At 69.7% G+C, this 21,411-nt stretch carries 21 protein-coding genes; 10 read left to right on the forward strand and 11 right to left on the reverse strand.

Going from position 1 to position 21,411, the window contains the following annotated elements; genetic code table 11:
- Window positions 1-251: 251 nt before the first annotated feature.
- Entirely contained in the window at window positions 252-827 is a 576-nt protein-coding gene (locus CRP49_RS38020) for a transcriptional regulator (RefSeq protein ID WP_097257966.1), read from the reverse strand.
- Between the two features lie 408 nt (window positions 828-1,235).
- Here CRP49_RS38020 and CRP49_RS38025 point away from each other — a divergent pair, with 408 nt between their 5' ends.
- Entirely contained in the window at window positions 1,236-2,093 is an 858-nt protein-coding gene (locus CRP49_RS38025) for an acyl-CoA thioester hydrolase/BAAT C-terminal domain-containing protein (protein ID WP_097257967.1), read from the forward strand.
- Between the two features lie 49 nt (window positions 2,094-2,142).
- Here CRP49_RS38025 and CRP49_RS38030 read toward each other — a convergent pair whose 3' ends face one another.
- The 6 genes from CRP49_RS38030 to CRP49_RS38055 form a co-directional block, all read right to left on the reverse strand.
- Window positions 2,143-3,615, reverse strand: coding sequence for an FG-GAP-like repeat-containing protein (locus CRP49_RS38030; protein ID WP_097257968.1), 1,473 nt, complete (start codon window positions 3,613-3,615; stop codon window positions 2,143-2,145).
- 280 nt (window positions 3,616-3,895) lie between these two features.
- A complete protein-coding gene (locus tag CRP49_RS38035) occupies window positions 3,896-5,056 on the reverse strand; it encodes an oxygenase MpaB family protein (protein WP_097257969.1) in 1,161 nt (386 codons plus the stop codon).
- A 97-nt stretch (window positions 5,057-5,153) separates the two neighbouring features.
- On the reverse strand, window positions 5,154-6,206 hold the full coding sequence (locus CRP49_RS38040) for a polyprenyl synthetase family protein (RefSeq protein WP_097257970.1): 1,053 nt from the start codon (window positions 6,204-6,206) through the stop codon (window positions 5,154-5,156).
- Entirely contained in the window at window positions 6,199-6,477 is a 279-nt protein-coding gene (locus tag CRP49_RS38045) for a polyprenyl synthetase (protein WP_097259242.1), read from the reverse strand. The genes CRP49_RS38040 and CRP49_RS38045 overlap by 8 nt, the downstream gene beginning before the upstream one ends.
- A gap of 431 nt (window positions 6,478-6,908) precedes the next feature.
- Window positions 6,909-8,426, reverse strand: coding sequence for a DNA-binding transcriptional regulator (locus CRP49_RS38050; protein ID WP_097257971.1), 1,518 nt, complete (start codon window positions 8,424-8,426; stop codon window positions 6,909-6,911).
- On the reverse strand, window positions 8,423-8,737 hold the full coding sequence (locus CRP49_RS38055) for a helix-turn-helix transcriptional regulator (protein WP_097257972.1): 315 nt from the start codon (window positions 8,735-8,737) through the stop codon (window positions 8,423-8,425). The genes CRP49_RS38050 and CRP49_RS38055 overlap by 4 nt, the downstream gene beginning before the upstream one ends.
- A 124-nt stretch (window positions 8,738-8,861) precedes the next feature.
- On the opposite strand from CRP49_RS38055, the gene CRP49_RS48565 reads away from it, so the two are divergent.
- The 3 genes from CRP49_RS48565 to CRP49_RS38065 all read left to right on the forward strand — a co-directional run bounded on the left by CRP49_RS48565 (window position 8,862) and on the right by CRP49_RS38065 (window position 11,124).
- Window positions 8,862-9,386, forward strand: coding sequence for a DUF6207 family protein (locus CRP49_RS48565; protein ID WP_257033763.1), 525 nt, complete (start codon window positions 8,862-8,864; stop codon window positions 9,384-9,386).
- Window positions 9,353-9,985, forward strand: a complete 633-nt coding sequence (locus CRP49_RS38060; RefSeq protein ID WP_097257973.1) for a BlaI/MecI/CopY family transcriptional regulator — start codon at window positions 9,353-9,355, stop codon at window positions 9,983-9,985. The genes CRP49_RS48565 and CRP49_RS38060 overlap by 34 nt, the downstream gene beginning before the upstream one ends.
- A 266-nt stretch (window positions 9,986-10,251) precedes the next feature.
- Window positions 10,252-11,124 carry an MBL fold metallo-hydrolase gene (locus tag CRP49_RS38065; RefSeq protein ID WP_218893014.1) on the forward strand — a complete coding sequence of 291 codons (873 nt, stop codon included), beginning with the start codon at window positions 10,252-10,254 and terminating at the stop codon, window positions 11,122-11,124.
- Window positions 11,125-11,264: 140 nt separating this feature from the next.
- On the opposite strand, the gene CRP49_RS38070 is transcribed toward CRP49_RS38065, so the two are convergent.
- Window positions 11,265-12,716, reverse strand: a complete 1,452-nt coding sequence (locus tag CRP49_RS38070; RefSeq protein ID WP_097257974.1) for a carboxylesterase/lipase family protein — start codon at window positions 12,714-12,716, stop codon at window positions 11,265-11,267.
- A 111-nt stretch (window positions 12,717-12,827) separates the two neighbouring features.
- On the opposite strand from CRP49_RS38070, the gene CRP49_RS38075 reads away from it, so the two are divergent.
- Window positions 12,828-13,805 carry an Lrp/AsnC ligand binding domain-containing protein gene (locus CRP49_RS38075; protein WP_179851975.1) on the forward strand — a complete coding sequence of 326 codons (978 nt, stop codon included), beginning with the start codon at window positions 12,828-12,830 and terminating at the stop codon, window positions 13,803-13,805.
- A gap of 252 nt (window positions 13,806-14,057) precedes the next feature.
- On the opposite strand, the gene CRP49_RS38080 is transcribed toward CRP49_RS38075, so the two are convergent.
- Both CRP49_RS38080 and CRP49_RS38085 read right to left on the reverse strand, forming a co-directional pair.
- Entirely contained in the window at window positions 14,058-14,582 is a 525-nt protein-coding gene (locus tag CRP49_RS38080; protein WP_097257975.1) for a VOC family protein, read from the reverse strand.
- Window positions 14,583-14,700: 118 nt separating this feature from the next.
- On the reverse strand, window positions 14,701-15,165 hold the full coding sequence (locus CRP49_RS38085; RefSeq protein WP_257033764.1) for a site-specific integrase: 465 nt from the start codon (window positions 15,163-15,165) through the stop codon (window positions 14,701-14,703).
- 406 nt (window positions 15,166-15,571) lie between these two features.
- Between CRP49_RS38085 and CRP49_RS38090 the strand changes: the two genes are divergently transcribed.
- On the forward strand, window positions 15,572-16,783 hold the full coding sequence (locus CRP49_RS38090; protein WP_306459795.1) for a Gfo/Idh/MocA family protein: 1,212 nt from the start codon (window positions 15,572-15,574) through the stop codon (window positions 16,781-16,783).
- A 670-nt stretch (window positions 16,784-17,453) separates the two neighbouring features.
- Here the strand turns inward: CRP49_RS38090 and CRP49_RS38100 are convergent.
- Window positions 17,454-17,903 (reverse strand): ATP-binding protein, encoded by a 450-nt coding sequence (locus CRP49_RS38100; RefSeq protein WP_257033765.1) that lies wholly within the window; start codon window positions 17,901-17,903, stop codon window positions 17,454-17,456.
- Between the two features lie 130 nt (window positions 17,904-18,033).
- On the opposite strand from CRP49_RS38100, the gene CRP49_RS38105 reads away from it, so the two are divergent.
- The 4 genes from CRP49_RS38105 to CRP49_RS38120 all read left to right on the forward strand — a co-directional run bounded on the left by CRP49_RS38105 (window position 18,034) and on the right by CRP49_RS38120 (window position 21,347).
- On the forward strand, window positions 18,034-18,537 hold the full coding sequence (locus tag CRP49_RS38105) for a MarR family winged helix-turn-helix transcriptional regulator (RefSeq protein ID WP_179851976.1): 504 nt from the start codon (window positions 18,034-18,036) through the stop codon (window positions 18,535-18,537).
- Between the two features lie 124 nt (window positions 18,538-18,661).
- Window positions 18,662-19,900: a cytochrome P450 gene (locus CRP49_RS38110; protein WP_097257978.1), complete on the forward strand. Its 1,239-nt coding sequence runs from the start codon at window positions 18,662-18,664 to the stop codon at window positions 19,898-19,900.
- Window positions 19,901-19,935: 35 nt separating this feature from the next.
- Window positions 19,936-20,145: a ferredoxin gene (locus tag CRP49_RS38115; RefSeq protein WP_097259247.1), complete on the forward strand. Its 210-nt coding sequence runs from the start codon at window positions 19,936-19,938 to the stop codon at window positions 20,143-20,145.
- Window positions 20,142-21,347, forward strand: a complete 1,206-nt coding sequence (locus CRP49_RS38120) for an NAD(P)/FAD-dependent oxidoreductase (RefSeq protein ID WP_218893015.1) — start codon at window positions 20,142-20,144, stop codon at window positions 21,345-21,347. Before CRP49_RS38115 ends, CRP49_RS38120 begins: the two co-directional genes overlap by 4 nt.
- Window positions 21,348-21,411: the final 64 nt, after the last annotated feature.

The following is a 21,411-nucleotide window of genomic DNA, read 5'->3' on the forward strand; positions in this document are numbered from 1 at the left end:
GGTGCGGGCTGCGGCACTCGCCGCACTGGCGGTACCGGTCGGCGCGGTCATCGCCATCGGCGTCAGCCGGGGAGCCGTGCCCGATCGGCCACGACCGCGGGGGCGCTGAAGACACGACCAGCAAACTGACGACAACTACGCGCCCTCGCCGCCATCGTCATCATCGTCCAGCTTGACCGCGGCCCGTCCCGCGCAGGGGCCGTAGTCCTTCGCCTGGGACGGACCAGCAGTGCGACGGGGAGGCGAACACGTCAGGCGGCGAACCCGATGTTGGTGACGTACTCGTACTGGCCCCACTCTGAGCCGAGGTCCACCACCGCGTCGCTGATCCAGGCGTCGTCCAGGGCCTCTTCGTCATCGTTGGCCCACGCCTCGACGATCCGGTCCCAGTGACGGACGTTGAGCGTGCGGTAGGTAACCACGCGCTGGCGGGGCCGATCGACCTGGGACTGGTTGAGCGGGTGGAACTCGACACGGGTTCCGCGGCCTTCACGGTTGAGGCGCGCGAGCAGGTAGCGGGCGACGTTGTGTCGGCGCACCGTTCGGTAGGCCGTCTCGATGCGCTCGAGGTTCTTCTTCGAAGGGCTGCGCCTGCCGTCCTGCCACGCCTTGAGCGTCCGCTCGGTGACGGTCAGGCCGACCTCGCGGGCCGCCTGGCGGGCGTGATCCGTGCGAGTGAGGTAGTGCAGGCGCGCGAGCAGGCCACGCCGTGCCGTGATCGGGGTGGCGATGAAGCTGGCGAGAGCATCGAGCTGGCGGGCCACGGCCTCATGTCCCTTGATGCCGCGAGCACCGTACTTGCCGAACTCGATATTCCTCTCCGGCACCTTCGTCTCCTCAGCCTGCTAATAGTCCAGCGGGTGCAACGCAATTGCACCGTCCGTTGTCACGATGCCGTCAGTTCTGAAACTACACTGCCACTCGCTCCACTTGCGTGATCCGACGCCGCCGCAGCTTCTGCCCGCAGTCCAGCAAGTGCGTGTTGTCGCTGCTGCTGGCAACGGCAACCTAACTGCGTTCTGAGGCTCCGCCCAGGCGACTCCACCTGGCCCCATTTCACGGACGGTTGGTGAAGATCGGGGGGCGATGTGAGGCGGCTCCCGAGGGCGGGATCATTGGGGACCACAGGCTTGACACCGTCGGTGGTTACGCGGGGCGGATACGGTCGTCTCGGGAGGAGCGGCAACGCCGATTAGGCTGCGCTGACAGGTTGAGACGGCCGACAGGGGGACCATGTGGATGTCATTGAGCGCGAGCTGACCGATCCCTGGCAGGGCGTCCTGGTCGCTCCCGCCCGCGAAAGTGACGTCGGTGTCCTGGTCCTGGCGGGATCCAGCGGGCGCGTCGAACGGGAGAGAGCACGCCTCCTTGCCCAGCAGGGCATGACGGCGGTGTCGATCCGCTGGTTCGGCGGGCCGGGGCAGTCCCCGGGGATCTGCGAGATCCCCCTGGAGACCTTCACCGCCGCTGTCGACTTCCTCCGGTTGAACGGGGCACGACGCATCGGCATTCTGGGCACTTCCAAGGGGGCTGAGGCGGCGCTGCTCACGGCAGTGCACGATCCGCGTGTGGACGTTGTCGTCGCGATGTCGCCCACGTCCCGGGTCTGGTGCAACGTCGGACCAGGGCGCGATGGAGCCCACCACCCGTATCGATCGTCCTGGACCTGGCGAGAGCAGGTGGTGCCTTTCGTCCCGCTGGACGATTCCTGGACTCCCGCGGAGACGGACGGTGGGCCGGTCTCCATCCGCGGGTGGTACGAACTGAGCGAGCGGACGTTCGCTGATCTGCTGAATCCGGCCGAGATCCCCGTGGACAAGGCGCGGGCCGATCTGCTGGTGGTCGCAGGCGGCGACGATGCGATGTGGCCGTCTCTTCCCTTCGCCGAACAACTGGCACAACGCCGACGCTCAGTCGGGGCCACGGTACGTCTGATCACCCGCCACGATGCCGGCCACCGCCCACGTTTTCCTGGCGAGAGCCCGGCGGCGGCATCCCCGCACTTCCAGTACGGAGGCACGCCGGAGGCTGACGCGCTTTTGGGGACGGCGGCCTGGCCCCACGTCCTCGACGCGCTCCGCAGCAGGGGCTGACCCTCCCTCCGGTTGATCGCACACGAAGCTCGGAAGGGGTGGGGGAACCCTACGGAATCACCAGCCCCGGCCCGTTGTCCCCACCCAGGTTCTCCCCGAACTCCGCTCCCGCCGCCGGCGCCCTCAGATCCACCGGGTTCTCCGTGAAGGCCTTGGAAGCCGTCAGACCCGAAGCCGTGCCGCGCAGCAACCACACCGCGCCACCGTTCGCGACCGCGCCCAGGTTCTCACCCGGCGCGCCCGCGGCCAGGTCCGCCTTCCCGTCCCCCGTCACGTCCAGCAGCCGTACCGAGCCGCCGAAGAGGTCGCCCCTCTCCACACTTCCCGGCACACCCGGTGTGTCCTGGTGGAAGGCCTGCGCGCCCGTGCCGGTGAGCCCGCCCCTGCCGCCCTTGAGCAGCACGACCGAGCCGGCCTTCGCCACCGAGCCGATCGCCTCGCCCGGGTCGCCCACGGCCAGGTCCGCGTATCCGTCGCCGTTCACGTCGCCCGCGCTCAGCCGCGCCCCGAACTGGTCGCCCTTCTCACTCACGCCGGGTACGCCTGCGGTCTCCTGCATGATCGTCTTCGTACGGGTCGTGCTGGGCCCGGCCGATGAGCCGTAGTAGATCTTGATCGTCCCCGGGTCCTCCTCCAGATACGTCTCACCGTTCGGGAAGACCCGGGTGGCGAGATCGGCATAGCCGTCCTTGTCGAAGTCGCCGACGGCGGTGGTGTTCGCGGAGGGCAGCCGTTGAGGGACGGTGGACAGGCCCTGTCGCGTGCCGAGCCACAGCTTGCCGCCCTCGGTGTGATTCTCGTAGACGTAGAAGGTCGCGAGGTCGTCGATGCCGTCGCCGTTGAAGTCGCCTGCCGCGGTGGAGCAGATCGTGTTGTCGGTGCTGAACACGGTCAGCTGCTGCTCGCGCGCCGGTGCCCCGCTCCGGTCGAACGGGCCGTAGAGCACTGCGCGGAAGTCGAAGTCCTCGGCGTCGCGCATGAAGAGGTCCGTGTGCCCGTCGCCGTCGAAGTCGCCCGCGGTGACGTCCTCGCCGACGAACGCGTTCGCAGGCGCGGGGACGCGGACCGCGCCCGTGCCGGAGATGCCCGTCGTGCGGCCCCACAGGATGATCACCGAGCCGCCGACGTTGTTCGCCGGCTGGTACTCGTTCGTCGCCACGGCCAGGTCGGTCAGACCGTCGCCGTCCAGGTCACGGGGGATCAGCGCGTAGCCGAAGCCGTGGTTGTCGCCGGAGGTGCCGGGCACGCCCGGGGTGTCCTGGGTGATGATCGTCGTACGGGCCGGGCCGAGGCCCTTCGCCGAGCCGTAGCTGATCGCGAGGTAGCCCGCCCAGGAGTGGCCGCCCACGGTGGCGGCGGGGGCGGCGACGGCGAGGTCCTGGTAGCCGTCGCCGTTGAAGTCCTCGCGCACGGTGGCGTTGCCCTCGGCGGCGAACGCCTTGTTCCCGGCGAGCGGCACGGTGAAGGCCCCGATCAGCGCGGCGGCTGCGGCGGCTGTGACGGCCGGTCTGCGGATGCCCACGGTTCCTCCTTGAAGCGCGAGCGGTGTCGAAGCGCGAGCGCACGCGAGTGAGATTCGACTGTGAGACACACGGCAACGGCAGATGGTTGTGCGGTGAACGGCGTGTGAATGCCTCGTACGACACCGTAGGGCCGGTACCGCGTGCGGTGCCGAGCCCCGATGGAACTCAGCGCGTCAGCCGGCCGCGTGCGCTACCGCCGGCGCGTTCGCTTCCACCAACGCGGTCTGGGCTCGCGAGCAGTCGGGTCCCTGTTCACACGCCAACGCGAGTGCCGGGTGATCAAAAGACTGTGACGGCCGGTGGGGTCCACCGGTGGGTGCGGGGCGTCGCGCTGGGGATGCCGTAGTCCTTCTTGAGCTGTTCGGGGATGGCGTAGTGCATGACGCGTCCGCGGGTGAGGGAGGACAGCTCGAACACGGTGGTGAGGTGGCCGAGACGGTCCAGGGCCCAGGCGCCGAGCGGGGAGCGGTCCTCGATGGTCTCCAGGACGCCGAGGAGATGGGGTACGGCCTTGACGACGGTGTCCCACGGTGTGTGCGGTACACGGAGCCAGTCGGCACAGGTGTCGCCGATGAGGTAGCGGATCAGGGCGGAGACGATCGGGTCGAAGAAGGTGCCGGGTACCACCTCTTCGTAGAGGTCGATGAGTTGCCGGGTCAGGTGGGCGCCCTCCTCGGAGGGTCCCATGTGCCGGATCATGTACCGGTCGAGGAAGTGGCGGGCCTCGTCGAGGGTCTTGGGGACGGCGTCCTGGTCGACGCCGAGCATGGCTCCGACGACGCGCCAGGCATAGGAGTAGGCTTCCGCGCCTTCCTGCGACAGGTGGATGCCGAGGCGGTGCAGGCTGTCCAGCACGAGCAGCGAGAAGAACATCTGCCCGCCGATCATGTCCTCCTGGTTGATCGGCGTGCCGAGCACGTCGGTGTCCCAGCGGTTCTCGCGCCTGAGGTGGTGGCGGATGGAGGCGTGCAGGAGGCGGACCTTCTGTGCGGCGGGGATGAAGCGGCTGCCGGCTTCGAAGGCGTCGGGCTGCATCAGGTAGACGGTGAACTGGCCCGTCTCCGCCATCCGCTTGGACGGGTACTTCAGCCCGTGCGTGGCGGACAGCAGCTTCGCCACGTGCGGGACGACGTAGCAGGCGGGCATGGAGGCGAAGGACAGGGCGGTGGAGATGTGCACGTTGTTGTCGATGAAGAACAGCCGGGCTTTCTCCATCTCGGCCCAGTCCACCCAGGCCGGAGGGACACGAGTGGCCTCGAGGTAGTCCCGGGCACTGTCGGGCAACCCGTCCGGAAGGGGAGCGCCTGCCGTGGAGACGTAGCGCATCAGGGTGTTGAAGGTGCCCACCTCGCCGCGTTCGAAGAGCGCGGCGACGGTGGCGTCGGCGAGTTCGTCGCCGGCGTTCCGCAGGGCGTCCATCGATGCTTCGGTGTAGGTCATGACAGGGCTCCTTGTCTTTCGCGGATCGTCCGCGAGCGGCGGGAGGGGCTGGGGCCGGGTCAGGCCGGCTCGGGTCTGTGCGACGTCGGTGCGAGAGTCAGGACAGGCGGTTCGCCGCTGTCCGCGCCAGCGAGGTCAGCGCGTCGGCGGCGTGCGCCGGTACGTCCAGCTCGTGCAGTGCGCCCAGTGCCTCCTCGACCCGTGCACTGATCAGTTCCTCGATGCGGTCGGGTGCCTTCAGGCGGCGCATCACCTCGCGGACCATGTCCAGAGCGTCCGCGTCCTGGCCGCGTCGGCCCAGCAGGGTGCGCAGCCGTACACGGTCGTTGTCGCCGGCGAGGCGCCAGGTCTCTGCCAGTAGGGCGGTGGGCCGGTGTCCGCGCACGTCGTCGGTGCTGGCCTTGCCGGTGCGTTCCGGGTCTCCGAACAGGCCGAGCAAGTCATCGCGAAGTTGGAATGCCTCGCCCAGCGGCAGCCCGTACGCGGAGTAGCCCTCGCGCAGCCGCTCACCGGCCCCGGCCAGGGCGCCACCGATCAGCAGGGGTTGCTCGACGGTGTACTTGGCGGTCTTGTACCGAATCACCTTCAGGGACGCCTCGGTGTCCGGGCCGACTCCGGTGCGCAGGATTTCGAGGCACTCCCCCGCGATCAGTTCCCGGGCCATCACCGCCCACAACGGGCGGGCCCGGGCGAGGTAGGCGGCCGGCAGCCCGCTGGTGGCGAACAGCTGCCCGGCCAGCGCCATCAGCAGGTCTCCCACCAGCATCGCCAGCGACCGCGCGGCGGCATCGGCGCGCGGACGGCGCCGTACGGTACCGCGCAGGGCGACGTGTGCGGTGGGGCGCCCGTGCCGCAGCGGGCTGTCGTCGATCAGGTCGTCGTGCACGACCGCTGCGGCATGCACCAGCTCCATGGACGCCGCCGCCCGCACCAGCGAGTCGCTGTCCGGCTGCCCCACCGCACGCCAGCCCCAGTAGCAGAACGCTGCCCGCAGCCGTTTGCCGTCGGCGACCGCAGCCTCGAGCTGATCTGCCACCGGGCCCAGCAGTGGATCGATCGCGGCGAACTGGTCGGCCTCCTGGGCGACGAACCGATGCAGCACCTCGTCGATGCGGGTCTTGAACGCCGCCGGCTCCCACCGGTCAGACATCGTCCGCCGCTCGTCGAGCCAGGGCGTGCCGGGCGAGGATCTCCAGGTGGGCCGGGGGTACAGCCGCGTACCGGTCCAACGCCAGGCGCCCACGTGCCATGAGGTCCTGCTCCGCCTGCGCCGCCAGCTCCGTGGCGTCCGAGCGGCGCAGCAGGCCCCGCACCGTCCCCACGGCCGAATCCAGCGTGCTCACCGCCAGATCGGCCAGCCCAGCCACCAGCAGCACGGCCTGTTCGTCCAGGCCCCTGCGCCGTCCCGTTTCTCGCGTCATGCTCTTCCCCACCCACAGCGCATCCGGACGGCGCCGGTCACGCGCCGCCTCTTCGAGCATCGCGCCGGACCGGGTGCGAGAGCGGAAGAACTCACGATCGAGTGATCACATCGCTCGATCGTACGGATCACCGCTGCCGCAGGCCCCAGACCCGCTCCCCGGAGAGAGTGTTGCGGCGGGCGGCCGCAGCGCTGGACCCTGGGCCGCGCACTGGCAGTGCCGGTCCTTCCGGTGATCCGGTAGGCGCCTCCGTGACACTTCCGCCGCGCAGGCGTTGAGGCGGGTCGTGGCCTACGGTTTTTCCTCGGAGGCGGAGCAGTGACGTCATCCGCCAAAGGCGGCGGACTACGCCGGCGTCCAGGCGCGCAGGGACGTGGATGCGGATGAGGCGGAGAGGTTCATTCGCCACCGGAAGCCGATGGTGCGGTGCCTCAGTCGGTCGTCTCGGTCCCGACGGTGTAGACGTCCTTGACCTTCACCTCGGTGACGCCGCGTCCCTCGGGGAACACGGCGCGCCAGTCACCGATCACGTGCAGTTCGTCGGTGCCCATCGCGCGGACGACCATCAGGCCCTCGTCGTACGCCCGGTGCGCCTTCCACCACAGGTTCACGAATGCCTGGGAGCGGATCAGGTGCATCCAGTCGGTGCGGTACAGCTCCCGGTTGTAGTTCGACTCCCCCATCGTCGAGACGAACTTCGAGTACATGGCCTTCACGTACTCCAGCGTGGTCTCGTCGTCCTCGGCGATCGCCCGCTCCCTGGCGTCCTTCAGCGCGACGCGGAACTTCTCCAGCAGGTTCTCCGTCGCCCCGGAGGTCCAGGACTCGTGGATCTCCGGCGGGTCGCACAGCCCGTACTTCGGACCCGAGAGACGCAGCAGCAGCCGCAGGGTCGGCTCCGTCACCCACAGCGGGCCCGGCTCGTCCCGGCTGCCGATCGGATTGGGCAGGTAGGCGTCGTGCTCCCAGGCGGGCGCGGTGATCAGGTGGACGCCGGCGCGGCGGTGGTCGTGGTGGTTGCCGGTGGAGTGCTCCAGCTGGCCGAGGGGCAGGTGCGTCTTGAGCGCGGACAGGTAGGCGCCGTTGACGTCGAGCGCGGTCACCTCGTGCTCGCCGGGCGGTAGTTCGGCCCGTGACCACTTGGGCCGGGCCTCCCAGATCTGGTCGGCGCCCCGGGAGGTCTGCTTGCGCAGGATGTCGGGCAGCCACGGGTGGGCGACGATGTCGTACCGGCCGCCCTTGCGGGTCTCGTCCAGCAACGCCATCGCGTCCGGGATGGCCCGCTTCACCAGCGCCGCGGTTGCCGCTGCGACGTCGCCGGAATGCTGGGCGAAGGCGGCCACGACGGCGGAGCCGATCAGATCCGGGGTGTCGGCGGTCTTCAGACGACGGCCGACGGGCACGACCTTGACTCCCCGAGCCGCCGGGCCCGCGCTACCGGAGGACGCCGGCCGACGGGGTTCGCTCTGCGGAGCGGGGTTCTCCGGCCGCGGCGGCTCGACCGTCTGCGTGTGCCCTGCCGTGCCGCAGTCGGCGGGGTCCAGGTGCTGCGGGAATCCCGCGACCTGGCGGGAGGCGGGCTGCCCGCACAGCACACAGGGCTCAGGCGCGGACAGGGCCTCGACGTCGTCGTGATCAGCCTCCTGCCCAGCTTCCGCCGGGGCGACGTCCGCCGGTTCCTCGGCGGGGGCCGCCTCGGCCGCAGTGGCAGCCAGCTTGGTCCGCGCTCCCTCGAGGAAGTACGCGTACTTCTCCCGCACTTCACCGCTCGGGTCCCGCCCGGCCTCCCAGCCCCCGACCGTGGAGGGGCTGACGTTCAAGGCCTGCGCGAGCTGGGCACGCGAAAGGCTCAGTCCTTCGCGTAGGGCACGCCGCTCCTCTGCGGGCGGCAGCGGGACCTCTTTCTTGGCCCCGGCGAGCAGGGCGTCGATCGCGTCGAAGTTCGTCATCGGGCTCCCCCGTCCTGTACGGCCGCAGAGCGTGCGGTGTGGGCGTGGCGCCCGGGAACGCGACGGCGTTCCTCGGGCAGCGACTCCGTGGCACGGGTGGGTCCTGCCAGGAGTTCGAGGACGTCGATGCCGTAGTGCGCGGCGACCGCGTCGCAGTCGGCCAGGCTCCATACGGCGGTACCTGACTGACGACGGCTCACCTGGGCCTGGCTCACTCCCAATGCGGCAGCGAGATCGGTCTGCGACTCACCTGTCGCGTGCAGGAGCGCGGCGACAGTGGAGCGTACCCGCTCATCGAGACTCATGCCCATGACGACGACTCTATCGCGTAACACTCATGAGCCATGCGTATATCGCATTACGATTCAGGGAGGGAGCGGGCTAGTCGGGTGAATCCGGTGCTCGCGCAGGATCTGGCCGCAGCCGAAGACGGGCGTGGAACAGATCCATGGAACACATGTGCCCGAGCCCGGCGTGCTCGTCATCGACGTCTCGGGTGCGGACGGCGAGACTGTCTTCGCCTTCCAGAACGCCGTGGCCCAGGTGTGGGCGATCGCGCTCGGGGCCCCGGGCAGGTCCTGCGTCCCATGTGCCCGAAGAAGCGCCGCGTCAGCCCTGCTCGCGCTGCCCGCCGCAGTAGTCGCCGCGCTTCGCCCTGGCAAGACGGCACTGGCTCCCACCCGTCTGGGGGATATGGCCGTGGGTGGCCGACAGTGCGCCATCCGTGGCCCACCATCCGGTAGCGCACCCTTCGCCCAGACCCCACACCGGAGGTCTAACGCCGGAAGGTGTTGCACACACAGCAAAAGCAGAGCTTCCCACCCGTATCATCGCCGCACCAAGGCACGCTGCGGCCGGAACATCTTCCCTGACCCGCTGCAACCGCCCGCCAGAGCTTCAACCCGGCACCGACCGAGGAGAGACAGATGTCCGAAGACACGGCTACCGCCACCGAGTTGACTTCGCAGTACATCAGCCAAGTGGCCAACGACCTGGAAGCCAACGTCAAGGAACAGGAACGCATCACCGCGGAACTCACCGCGCTCCAACAGCAGTTGACCACGCTGCAGCGCGACCACACCGTGCTGGTGAGCATGCAGCAGGCACTCGGCGTCAAAGCCCCGGCCTCTGAACCCGCCAAGGCCGACAGCACCACCGTGCCCTCCCCCAGGAAGAAGACCACGGCTGCGCCCAGCACACGACGACCGGCGAAGACGTCCACTGCACAACAGCCCGCCGCCAAGAAGCAGTCTGTCAAGAAGCCCGTTGCCAAGAAGGCGGCCACGAAGACGGGGACCACCCTGGTCGACCTCATCCACCGTCACCTCACCGAGCAGAGCGAACCCCGCTCCGCGGCGGAAATCGCCGAGGCACTCGGCCAGGCGCACCCCGACCGCAACATCAAGGCCACTGTCGTGCGTACCACCCTCGAAAACCTCGTCGCCAAAAGCCTGGCCCAGCGGGCCAAGCAGGGCAGCTCCGTCTTCTACACCGCCGCCCATGCGCCGGAGCCGACTGCGGCACCCACAGACGAGGTCCAGCCCGAGACAGCCGAATAGCCGCGGACCCTCGACTGCCCGCATGAGCGTGCTCGCCTGTCGTCTTGCGTTGGTCAGCGCTCCCGGACGGAAGCTCCGTAGCGGTCGGTCTGGCGGAGCATCACAACCTCGCCCTCGGCCGATAACGTTTCCACCCGCACACCGAGCCTTGCCGAGGAGGCAACGATGACGGACAGCGTCGGCCCCGCAGGGCCGCGTGGGTGGAGGTGACAGTGCCCATGAGGTCGTTGTTCGGTCGTCCGAGTCTGCGCCCCTATCACATGTATATGCAGCGTTCGGTGCTCACTCCTGATGGTCTGACCGCGTGCTTCCTGGGAACCAGTTCGCTGCTGCTCTCCGATGGGGACACCACACTGCTCTGCGACGGATTCGTCACCAGGCCCGGGTTGTTGCGCGTCTTGCTGGGCCGGATCGGACCCGATCGGGCGCTTGTCAGGGGTGCGATCGAGCGGTCGGACGTCCGCTCACTCGCGGCGGTGTTCTGCGCGCACACTCACTACGACCACGCTCTGGACGCTCCGGTGTGGTGTCTGGAGACGGGTGCTGATCTGGTCGGTTCGGAGTCAACAGCCAACGTCGGGCGCGGTGTGGGTGTGCCCGAGTCGTCGCTGAGGGTGGTCCGGGGCGGCGACGTGCTCACCTACGGCCATTTCGAGTTGACCTTCCTGGACTCCGTGCACAGTCCCGGCGACCACTATCCGGGCACGGTCGACCAACCACTGGTCCCGCCCGCCCGGGCGCGTGCCTGGAAGACCGGCACGGCTTTCTCCGTGCACGTTTCCCACCCGCGGGGCAGTGTGCTGCTGCACGCCAGCGCGAATCACCGGCCTGGAATGCTCGCCGACCGCCAGGCTGACGTGATCTACCTCGGCGTAGGGATGCTCGGCAAACAGTCACCCGAGTTCGTACGCACGTACTGGGATGGGGTCGTGGGTGCGACCGGCGCACGCCGGGTCTTCCTGGTGCACTGGGACGATTTCTTCACCAGTCTGGACCGACCGCTGCGGCCGATGCCCTCCTTCGCCGACCGGTTCGACACGACCATGGATCAACTGCTGCCCTTGGCCCGCCGAGACGGTGTCGATGTAGTGCTTCCGATTGCCTGGAAGCCCACTGACCCGCTCGCTGGGCTTACCTGAACGGTCCACCTCATTGTGTTGGCCGTTGGCACTGGCCCTTCCATGCAGCTGTCGGCGAGTGTGGAGGCGTCGACGTACCTCCACGGCCGATCTCGCCTGGACGCCGAGCTGGTCGGCCACCGGGGTAGAGGGTTGCCGGTTCAGCCGAAGTGCCGGATGCGGGCGGCCGTTGCGGGCGCGTAGGGCAGCCAGTCGTTCACCGATCCGGTCGTGACGAACTCGGCGACCGCGGTCGCGAAGGTGTGTCCCATGGCCCGCTCGGCGGCTGTGGGCTTGCCCAGCATCGGACTGTCCGGGTAGGCGTCGAAGGTGTTGAAGAGGAAGGGCAGTTCGGCGCAGTGGGTGGCGCCCAGGGCATGGGCGTCCTCGGCCGGCTGGTAGTCGAACTGGTAGACGTAGGTCGCGTTGCCGCCGGCCGCGTGGTGGTCGGCGATCTGCAGCGAACCGTTGCGGAACAGCTCATCGGTCTGCACCGCGGTGAAGATCTGCGCCGGCGTGGCCTGCGGAAGCCGGGCGGCATGCCGCTGGTAGATCTCGTTGGCCTGCTCGCCGATCTGGCCGGTCAGGATGGCCAGCGCGCCGGCGGAGGTGAGCGTCTGGATGCGCGGGTCGAAGGCGTAGAAGGCCGTCGCCTCGTCCCGGGTGGTACCGATCAGCAGCCCCTTGCCCTCCAGGGCGCCGTCCGCAAGCGCCCGCTGCCAGGCGCGGGGAACACCAGGGCCGCCGAGCACCGGATACATCGGCGGGGCAGCGTTGCCCGGACGCGCGAGTCGCCCCGCGAACCGGCCGTAGGCGGACAGCAACTGCTCAACGGGCAGTGCGCGCAGTACCTTTGCGGCGTCCGCTCCGCCCGGCACATCGAGCAGCCGCAGGTACGCCTCGGCGTTCTCGGCCGCGTTCTGCGGGTCCTGCGGCGGCAGACCGAAGGGACCGCTTTGGAGCAGCACGCGGCTGACGAGTCCCGTCGTCTGCGGATCGAGCGCCAGCGACAGGGCCGAGTACGCTCCGGCCGACTGCCCGCCGACCGTCACATTGCGCGGATCGCCGCCGAAGGAGGCGATGTTGTCCCGCACCCAGCGCAGCACGGCGGCCTGGTCCTGGGAACCGAGGTTGGCGGCGCCGATCTCCGGCAGGTACAGGTAGCCGAGGGGGCCCACCCGGTAGTTCGCGGTCACCACCACCATGTCGCCCAGTGCGGCCAGCCGGCCCCCGTCGTACCAGTCCCATCCGCCGGAGCCGCTGGTGAAGCCGCCCCCGTGCCACCACACCAGGACCGGGCGGGCCGCACCGCCCTCGACTGCCCGCAGCGGACTGTGGACGTTGACGGTCAGGCTGCCGTCCTCGTTCCAGTCCGGCACGCGGGTCCCCATCACCCGTTCCAGCCGGGAGGCCGCCTGCGGGACAGCCGGTCCGGCGTGCACCGCCTCCCGCACCCCGGTCCATCCCGGGTGCGGCTGGGGCGGCGCGAAACGCAGCTCACCGACCGGCGACGCCGCATAGGGGATTCCCCGGAAGGAGATCACCTCGCCCTTCGCGACTCCCCTGACCTTGCCTCGGTCCGCCTCCACGATCCGGTGCTCCATACCCGTCATCGTGCTCACCTCTCTCGCCTCGGTTGCTCTGGGTCGTTTCTCTCCGCGAGCATCGATCTGACCCAGGAAGAGCATCCTGAGGCGCGAATAAAGGACATACGATCTAGGAATATGGAGAAAGTGAGCCATCTCCTGAATGAAACGGACAGTCGTATCGCCGCTGCGATGCTGGCCTCCCCACGCGCCTCGTGGCGCACGGTCGGCCGCGTCCTGGGCACCTCGGAGCGCACCGTGGTGCGTCGCGCGGCACCGCTGTTCCACGACGGAACGCTGCGCGCCACGGCCGTACGCAACCCCGTGTGGTTCCCTGACCTGATTCCGCTGGCCCTGCGCATCCGATGCCGGCCCAACCGGATCAGCTCCATCGCCGCCACCCTGGCCCGCCGCCCCGACACCATCTGGGTGGACGTCCTCGGCGGCGGGGACGAAATCTGCACCATCCTGTTCCTGGACGGGCCGGACGCACGCAACGCGCTGCTGCTGCGCGATCTTCCCGCGACACCCGCCGTCCAGTCGTGGACCTCTCATGTCCTCCTGCGGGTCTTCCCAGCCGCCTTCGACTGGAGCGGCGGCCTGCTGTCGGAAGCCGAGCTGACCGGCCTGCGGCCGGACATACCTGCCGCACCCACCCCCTCCACCCTCCTGCCCGTCGACCACCAGCTGATCGCCGCGCTGATCGAGGACGGACGAGCCTCCTACACCGATCTCGCCCGCCGCGCCGACACCACCCCCCTCACCGCCCGCCGCCGGCTGGAGGCATTGGTGGGCGGCCAGGTCCTCAGGCTCGCGACCGAAGTCGACCTCGCCCGGCTGGGCATCCGCACGGAGGCACTCCTGTGGATCACCGTCGCGCCCGGCGGCCTGGAGGAGACGGGTCATCAGCTCAGCCGCCACCCACAAGTCCGCTTCGCCTCCGCCACCACCGGTTCGGCCAACCTCCTAGTGGCCGTCGCCGCAGCCGACCTCAACGCGCTCTACCACTTCCTGAGCGACACGATCGGCGCCCTCGCACACATCACCACCATCGAGGTCACCCCCATCCTGACCGGGGTCAAAAGGACCGGACTGGTCCGCCCAGGGAGCCTCTGAGCCGACCGCACGTGCGAGGTCGTCCATGGCCGGGCCCGCGTCACGTCACGGCAGGGCTACCGCAGCCCTCGAATACGTGACGGGTACCAGCAGCAGCATCTGCCCCCTCTCCTACGACGTCTGCTCTCACACCGCTGGACGCAGGGCTCACCGTCCTGCCCCAGACCACCTGCGTCCTCCACTGCCGAACATGCGTTGCTGCACGCACGGTCTCTTCCAGAGGGCCCTTCGTCAGCCGCGCAGTACCGGGCGTCAGTCGGCCGGCCGCAGCGGGGCACTGGAGATCCCCGACTCCCGCCCGCTGAGCGCGGCATCCAGGGTTTCCTGTGCCGTGCGCATCGACTCGGCGTACTTCGGCTCGAACATGCGCTGCCAGGCCGTGTCCGGGGCGACCTCCTCAACGCGGCTCACCACCCACCAGATGTTGCCGAACGGGTCGCGGACCCTGCCGCCGCGGTCACCCCACGCGCTGTCGCTGACCTCAGTGATCACCTGCGCCCCGTGAGCCACGGCGGCCGCCATCGCCGCGTCCGCGTCGGGGACGTAGATCCGCAGCAGCGAGAGCATGACGGGCCAGTCGGGGCGGCGGTCGAAGGCCAGAACGACCGTGTCTGCGACCCGGATCTCGCCGTGGCCGATAGTGCCGTCCTCCACCGGCACCCGGGCCAGTTCCTCACCTCCGAAGGCAGCGGCGACGAAGTCGAGCAGCGCTCCCGTGTCGTCGGTGACCACCCACGGCGCCACACTGGTGTATCCATCGGGCGCGGTGTGCTTCATCGGTGTCCCCTTCCGTCGTCACTCTTCCGCGGCTCCCCGCGCGGTACGACGACAGTAGGCATCAAGTAGGCCGGAACCTGTCCTAGTTGAGCCCACCCCTCGGGATCTCAAGCACCCATCAGCCAGGGTCGGGGCTGGACGCTGCACGGCCGGATCCGTGGTCGGGCTCCTGGTTGGGGTCGACGCCGGGGCGTGCGTACCGCTCCAGGCAGCGGACGGAGGCATCGCGGGGGCGAGCGGGCAGCATCGCCGTGCTGGTGCCGGACTCGGCGTCATGGGTGAGCGCGCTGTGCCGCCGGCGGTGCAGCGTCCAGCCCCGCAGGTCGTCCCACTGCTCGGGGCGGGCGAGCGGGTTGGCAAGCCCCTGGGTGGTCCCCTCGAAGATCTCCTCCGCCCGCCGGTAGGACAGCCGGGCACGTCCCGTGACGGGGAAGACGTCGTTGGTCGGGGTGCCGTCGGGGGCGCGCCGCTCGGTGCGGAACAGCGGCCCCTCGGTGCGGCGGGCGATCAGGCGGGCCAGCAGCTGGGCGGCGCCGGACTGCCAGTGGATCCGCTCACCGCCGACCAAACACGGCAAGATCACCGCCGAGGGTGTTGAGGCAGAGCACCTCCGCCGCCCGGACCGCGCTCTCGTACAGCAGCCGCCACAGGGTCCTCTCCCGCAAGCATCTCCAGACGCCAGACGGCGCCGACCTGGGCGAGGGAGAGCGCCTTCGTCCTGTCCGGCGGCCACGGGCGCCGCTCGATGTCGAGGGTCGGATCAGCGTCGATCCAGCCCTGTCGCAGCCACCAGGGCAGAAGCCCCGTCGCCGTCCGCACTTCGGCGGGTTCAGCGGCGGCCGTTCGTTCGGTTGTTCCTCGGCCGGTCCGAAGGCGCCGACGAGCCGCAGGGTGGGCGCGGCGGAGCGAACTCGCCGAGTTGAGGTGCCGTTGGCGAACGGCGAACCAACCGACATGTGGCTGAACGTGATGCTTGGACCGTGTCCTCCATGGCTATGAGCCGTTTTGGGGTGAGAGAGCAGGCGGTCGCGAACGCTGGGGTGCACATGACGTCCACTTCCCCTCATCGGGAGCTGATTCGTGTCGGTGTCGTGGGGCTGAGCGCGAGCGGCGGGTGGGCGGCCACCGCCCATGTGCCGGCGCTCGCCGGGCTCGACGGATACGAGTTGCGGGCGCTGAGCGCCAGCACCGCCGAATCGGCGCGTGCGGCCGGCGAGAAGTATGCGGTGCCGCTGGCCTTCGCCAGCGCAGAGGAGCTGGCCCGCAGTGAGGAAGTGGACCTCGTGGTGGTGACGGTGAAGGTTCCGCATCACCTGGAGCTCATCCGACCCGCGCTGGAAGCGGGGAAGATGGTGTTCAGCGAGTGGCCGCTCGGTGCCGACCTCGCGCAGGCCGAGGAACTGGCCGACCTCGCGCATCGCAGGGGTGTGCTTACGGCTGTCGGTCTGCAGGCCCGGTCGGCTCCGTCGCTTCGGTATCTGCGGGACCTGGTCGCCGACGGCTACGTAGGGCGCGTGCTGTCGACCAGCATGCTTGGGTCGGGCTGGATCGGGGGCGCCACGTACGACGACAACTATGCGTACGTGCTGGACGCCACGAGCGGCGCCACGCTGCTGTCGATCCCCTTCGGGCACTCGGTCGACGCGCTGGCCATGGTGCTCGGGGAGTTCCGCGAGGTGTCGGCTCTCATCGAGAACCTGCGCCCGGAGGTCACCCACGTCACGAGCGGGGCGGTCGCGGCCAAGAGCGCAGAGGACCAGATCGCCGTCACGGGGGTGCTGGAGTCGGGGGCCGTGGCTGCGGTGCACTTCCGCGGTGGAACGTCCCGCGCCACTGCGTTTCACTGGGAGATCAACGGCACGGAGGGTGATCTCGTCGTCAAGGCCGAACAGGCTCAGTGGTGGTACGGGGGGACGCAGCTGTACGGCGCCCGGGGAGAAGAGGGCGCGTTGACCGAACTTCCGGTTCCCGCCCGCTATCAGCGCTCGCTGACGCAATGGACCGAGCGATCCGCGGAGCCCGCCTGCAGCGTCGCTCACGAGTACGCGCTTCTGCGCGACCAGATCATCGGGAGCCTTGCGCCGGACGAGGACGGCGTTCCCGACTTCCGGCACGCCGTACGGCGGCACGCCATGCTGGAACGGGTCCGAGAGGCGGCGCGCGCGGGCCGGAAGGTCACACTCGCAGAGCAGGGCGCGTAAGCCCCGAAGTGAGTCAGGTCGTGAGCTCAACCGCTTCGCCCCCGGCGCGAGAACATCCCGACGACGAGGGGACGGATGCCATGCCTCTCGAGGGCGAGTATGAACCTCGTGTGGCCCGTTCCCTTGAGCATCGGCGGGATGCTCGTCGCAGGCGGGGCCCGCGACGGTTGTCGTGGGATGCGGCTGCCGAACGCACCGTCGACTACCCGGAGGGCCGATAGCGCCCCGGGCGTGCTGCTGTCCGCCCCCAGAGCTGTGGCCGGTGCCGACAGCCTCGACCTCTTGCTCCTACCCCGCGAACCTGTCCGGCCAGGCCCGGAGAGGTCCACCCAGGTCGGTCGGCGCGGGGCGTGCTTCGGTCTCCTCGGCTTCGGCGAGCGCCCGGTACAGCGGGGCGCCGACGGGTACTTGCCCGCGTTCTTGCCGGTCTTGATCGTCAGCTTCATCGCGATCGCCGGAACGGGGACACCCCGGACCTTGAACGCCCGGGCGAAGACGGGTGCTTGAACTTGTGGACGGTGAGGATGACCTCCTGGCCGGTGGCCGCCTCCCTGATGTCATACGCCGGCTTCAGCGCCTTCTCCTGGAGAATCGCCGTCCTCGGCACCAGTCACGCTCCATGCGACGGCTGGTGCCGTCACCCGGCGCAGCCTGCTGCCGCGCGGTCGCGTCAGGGCACGCTGGTGACGTCGGCCCAGTGGACAGCGCGTCCGGGTTCCTCACGGTCGCCGTGCGCGGCGGTGAGCTGGTCGACAATCTCCAGTCCGCGGCCGTGCTCGTCGGGGGTGCAGCTGGCTGCCCAGTCGCCTTCCATGGCGGCAGGGCCTCCGTCGGACACCTCGATGTGCACTCGCTGGGTGCCCGGGTCGTGCCTCAGTCCGAAGTTCAGTGGGGGCCGGGCATGCTCCACGGCGTTGGTGACGAGTTCGGAGACGGTCAGAAGGACCGAGTCGGCCGCGTCCTCGGCGACGCTCCACTGAGTCAGAAGCTCTTCGGTGATCTTGCGGGCTTCTCCGGCGGCCTCCGGGCGGTGCGCCAGGGTCCATGTGCCGACGGATGCCGACGGACTGCGAGCGGGGCCCTGCCGTGGGGGTGCTTCTGGGGTGTAGGTGCAGGTCACGGTCATCACCTTCCTCCGGCGCCGCCGTGGCGCCTTGGTTGTCACCGGAACCCCTGACGAGCTACGGCATTTATATCACTCCTCTATATAGAGTGTCTATATAGGTCAGAAATATAGACATCCTATATAGATGAGTGATATGGATGTGGGTATGGATGAGACACCTGAAGAGGGTCACCAGGAGGTGGCGGCGGCGTTGAACGAGCTGGCCACCGGGATGGTCAGACACCTTCTGTCGGAGCGGCAGAGCATGAGTCTGACCACCGCCGCGGCGCTCAGCCGGCTGGAGCGGGAAGGTCCGATCAGGCTGACCGCGCTGGCAGCGGCGGAGGGTATCGCCCAACCGTCGATGACAGCCCTGGTGCATCGGCTGGAAGATCAGGGCCTGGCCACTCGAGTGAGCCATCCCGAAGACGGGCGGGTCCGCCTCGTTGCCATCACGGAAGCCGGGCGAGAGCTGATGGCCGAGCGCCGGCGCGCGCAGTGTGCCCGGGTGGCCGACATGCTGGCCGCGTTGCCCGAGCAGGACGTGCGGGCGCTGGGCGAGGCCATGCGCACGGCTCTGCCCATCGTGCGGCGGATGGTCCAAGCCACCCCACAACCCCGCGTTTCCGGCGGCGAATCAGCCTCCTGAGCCTCCTGGCTGCGCTCTTCGGTGTCTCCTCCCGCAGGCCGGACCTGCTCCGTCGCGCCCCGCGCGCGCCAGGGCCCGGTTCCGGCACTGCCCCCATATCCGACTACGGAAAGGGCGGAGAACCATGAACACCTTCTCGGCACCCGGCACCGATGTGCCGTCGACGCAGGTACCGGACTACCCCATGACCCGGGCTGCCCGCTGCCCCTTCGATCCGCCGCCGGCCCTGCACACCCTGCAGGACCAGGCCCCGATCAGCCGGGTGCGGCTGTGGGACGGCAGCACCCCGTGGCTGGTCACCCGCTACGACGACGTACGGGCCCTGCTGGCCGATCCGCGGATCAGCTCGGAGAGCAACCTCCCGCACTACCCCCATCTGAGCCCGGCCCAGAAGGAGCGCCGGAGGCAGTCGCGGACCTTCATCAACATGGACGATCCGGAGCACGCCCGGCTTCGCCGAATGGTGACCGCGGCCTTCTCCATCAGGCAGGTGGAGGCGTTGCGGCCCGCCATTCAGAAGATCGTCGACGGCCTGATCGACACCATGCTCGCCGGGCCCAAGCCGGTGGACCTGGTACAGGCGTTCGCGTTGCCGGTGCCGTCACTGGTGATCTGCGAGCTGCTCGGCGTTCCGTACGCCGACCACGACTTCTTCCAGGCCAACAGCAAGATCCTGATCAAGCGCACCAGCACCGTTGAGCAGGCGCGGGTGGCCACACAGCAGCTGCTCGACTACCTGGACCGGCAGATCGGCGTCAAGCTCGCCCACCCGGCCGACGACGTGCTCTCCACGCTGGCCGCGCGGGTCAGGGCCGGCGAGCTCTCCCGGCGTGAAGCGGCCGGCATGGGGATGCTGCTGCTGACCGCCGGGCACGAGACCACCGCGAACATGATCGCGCTGGGCACCCTGGCCCTCCTGCAGAACCCGGACCAGCTGGCCCGGCTGCGCGAGAGCGACGACCCGAAGACCGTCGCCTCGGCGGTCGAGGAACTCCTGCGCTACCTCACCATCGTGCACAGCGGACGCCGCCGGGTGGCCCTGGCGGACATCGAGGTCGGCGGCGTGACCATCCGCACCGGCGAGGGCGTCGTCCTCTCCAACGACGTCGCGAACCGCGATCCCGCGGCCTTCCCCGCCCCCGACCGGCTGGACATCGACCGCAACCCCCGCCACCACGTGGCCTTCGGCTTCGGCGTCCACCAGTGCCTGGGCCAGCCACTGGCCCGGGTGGAGCTGCAGGTCGTCTACAGCACCCTGTACCGCCGCATCCCCACGTTGAAGCTCGCCGTCGATGTCGACGAGATCCCGTTCAAGCACGACGGGAACGTCTACGGCGTCTACGAGCTGCCCGTCACCTGGTGAGCGCGGCCAAGTGCCGCACGGAGAAGGAGGATCCGATGAAGGTGATCGTCGACCAGAACAAGTGTGTGGCCTCCGGGCAGTGCGTGCTGAGCGCACCGGAGGTGTTCGACCAGCGCGAGGAGGACGGCATCGTCGTACTCCTCGCCGAGAACCCGCCCGAGGGCCTCGCGGACGACGTCCGGCAGGCCGTCACCCTCTGTCCGGCCCAGGCGATCTGGGTGGAAGAAGAGGAGAAGGAGGAGTGAACCGGATCATCATCGTGGGAGCCTCGGCCGCCGGCCTGACCGCGGCCGAGACCCTCCGTCGCCGCGGCTGGGACGGTCACCTCACCCTGATCGGCGAGGAGCCCCATCCGCCGTACGACCGGCCCCCGCTGTCCAAGCAGATCCTGACCGGCGCCTGGGGGCCCGAACGCGCCACCCTGCGCTCCCTGTCGGATCTCGCGCGGCTGCGGGCCGACCTGCGGCTCGGACAGCGCGCCGTCGCCCTCGACGTCCCGGGCCGCCGGGTGCGCCTGGGAGGCGGCGAGAGCATCGGCTTCGACGCGCTGGTCATCGCCACCGGTGTGGCTCCCCGGCGCCTGCCCGACAGCGATCTGGCCGGAGTCCACGTCCTGCGCACGCTCGACGACGCGATCGCCCTGCGCGCCGCGCTGCGATCCGGGCCCCGGGTGGTCGTGGTCGGTGCCGGATTCCTCGGTACCGAGGTGGCCGCGGCCGCTCGGGCCATGGGCCTGGAGGTGACCGTCATCGAGCCGGAGCCGGTCCCGGTGCGGCGCCCGTTCGGGGACCGGATCGGTGCGCTCGTCGCGGAGTTGCACAGAGACCACGGAACACGCCTGCGCTGCGGAGTGCCGGTACGCCGGCTGCGCGGCGCCGGCGGCCGGGTGACCGGAGTGGAACTCGGCGACGGCACCACGCTGCCGGCCGACGTCGTCGTCCTGGCCCTCGGCGCCGCGCCCGCGACCGGCTGGCTGGAAGGTTCGGGCCTGCGGCTGGGAGACGGGGTGGAGTGCGACGCGTATTGCCAGGCGGCACCCGGAATCCACGCCGCCGGCGACGTCGCCTCCTGGCCCAATGCGCACTTCGGCAGCCGCATGCGGCTGGAGCACCGGATGAACGCCACCGAACAGGCCATGGCCGTGGCCGGCAACCTGCTCGGCGACGCCACCCCGTTCGCTCCCGTGCCCTACTTCTGGACCGACCAGTACGAGACCAGGATCCAGGCGTACGGCATCTTCCCGCCGGACGCGGAGATGCGGATCGTCTACGGCGACCCGTCGGACGGCCACTTCGCCGCCGCCTACGGCCACCGCGGGAGGGTGGTCGGCGTACTCGGCTGGAACGCCCCTCGGCAGGTACGCATGCTGCGCCGTCTGGTCGTCGACCGCACATCGTGGGCCGCCTTCGCGGCCACACCCGCGCTCAGCCCGGCAACCGTGAACTGACCCGCAGGCCCCACAGGAAGCAAGGAGGGAGGGCCGCCGGTGACCACCGACCAAACCCCCCGCC

Source organism: Streptomyces sp. Ag109_G2-15 (assembly GCF_900215565.1).
Classification (GTDB): Bacteria; Actinomycetota; Actinomycetes; order Streptomycetales; family Streptomycetaceae; genus Streptomyces; species Streptomyces diastatochromogenes.

Coding starts and splice junctions, on each gene's coding strand:
- CRP49_RS38035 (WP_097257969.1), bottom strand. CDS start 5,056: ATGACCTACACCGAAGCATCGATGGACGCCCTGCGGAACGCCGGCGAC.
- CRP49_RS38040 (WP_097257970.1), bottom strand. CDS start 6,206: ATGTCTGACCGGTGGGAGCCGGCGGCGTTCAAGACCCGCATCGACGAG.
- CRP49_RS38045 (WP_097259242.1), bottom strand. CDS start 6,477: ATGACGCGAGAAACGGGACGGCGCAGGGGCCTGGACGAACAGGCCGTG.
- CRP49_RS38050 (WP_097257971.1), bottom strand. CDS start 8,426: ATGACGAACTTCGACGCGATCGACGCCCTGCTCGCCGGGGCCAAGAAA.
- CRP49_RS38055 (WP_097257972.1), bottom strand. CDS start 8,737: ATGGGCATGAGTCTCGATGAGCGGGTACGCTCCACTGTCGCCGCGCTC.
- CRP49_RS38060 (WP_097257973.1), top strand. CDS start 9,353: ATGTCCGAAGACACGGCTACCGCCACCGAGTTGACTTCGCAGTACATC.
- CRP49_RS38065 (WP_218893014.1), top strand. CDS start 10,252: ATGCAGCGTTCGGTGCTCACTCCTGATGGTCTGACCGCGTGCTTCCTG.
- CRP49_RS38070 (WP_097257974.1), bottom strand. CDS start 12,716: ATGACGGGTATGGAGCACCGGATCGTGGAGGCGGACCGAGGCAAGGTC.
- CRP49_RS38075 (WP_179851975.1), top strand. CDS start 12,828: ATGGAGAAAGTGAGCCATCTCCTGAATGAAACGGACAGTCGTATCGCC.
- CRP49_RS38080 (WP_097257975.1), bottom strand. CDS start 14,582: ATGAAGCACACCGCGCCCGATGGATACACCAGTGTGGCGCCGTGGGTG.
- CRP49_RS38090 (WP_306459795.1), top strand. CDS start 15,572: ATGGCTATGAGCCGTTTTGGGGTGAGAGAGCAGGCGGTCGCGAACGCT.
- CRP49_RS38105 (WP_179851976.1), top strand. CDS start 18,034: ATGAGTGATATGGATGTGGGTATGGATGAGACACCTGAAGAGGGTCAC.
- CRP49_RS38110 (WP_097257978.1), top strand. CDS start 18,662: ATGAACACCTTCTCGGCACCCGGCACCGATGTGCCGTCGACGCAGGTA.
- CRP49_RS38115 (WP_097259247.1), top strand. CDS start 19,936: ATGAAGGTGATCGTCGACCAGAACAAGTGTGTGGCCTCCGGGCAGTGC.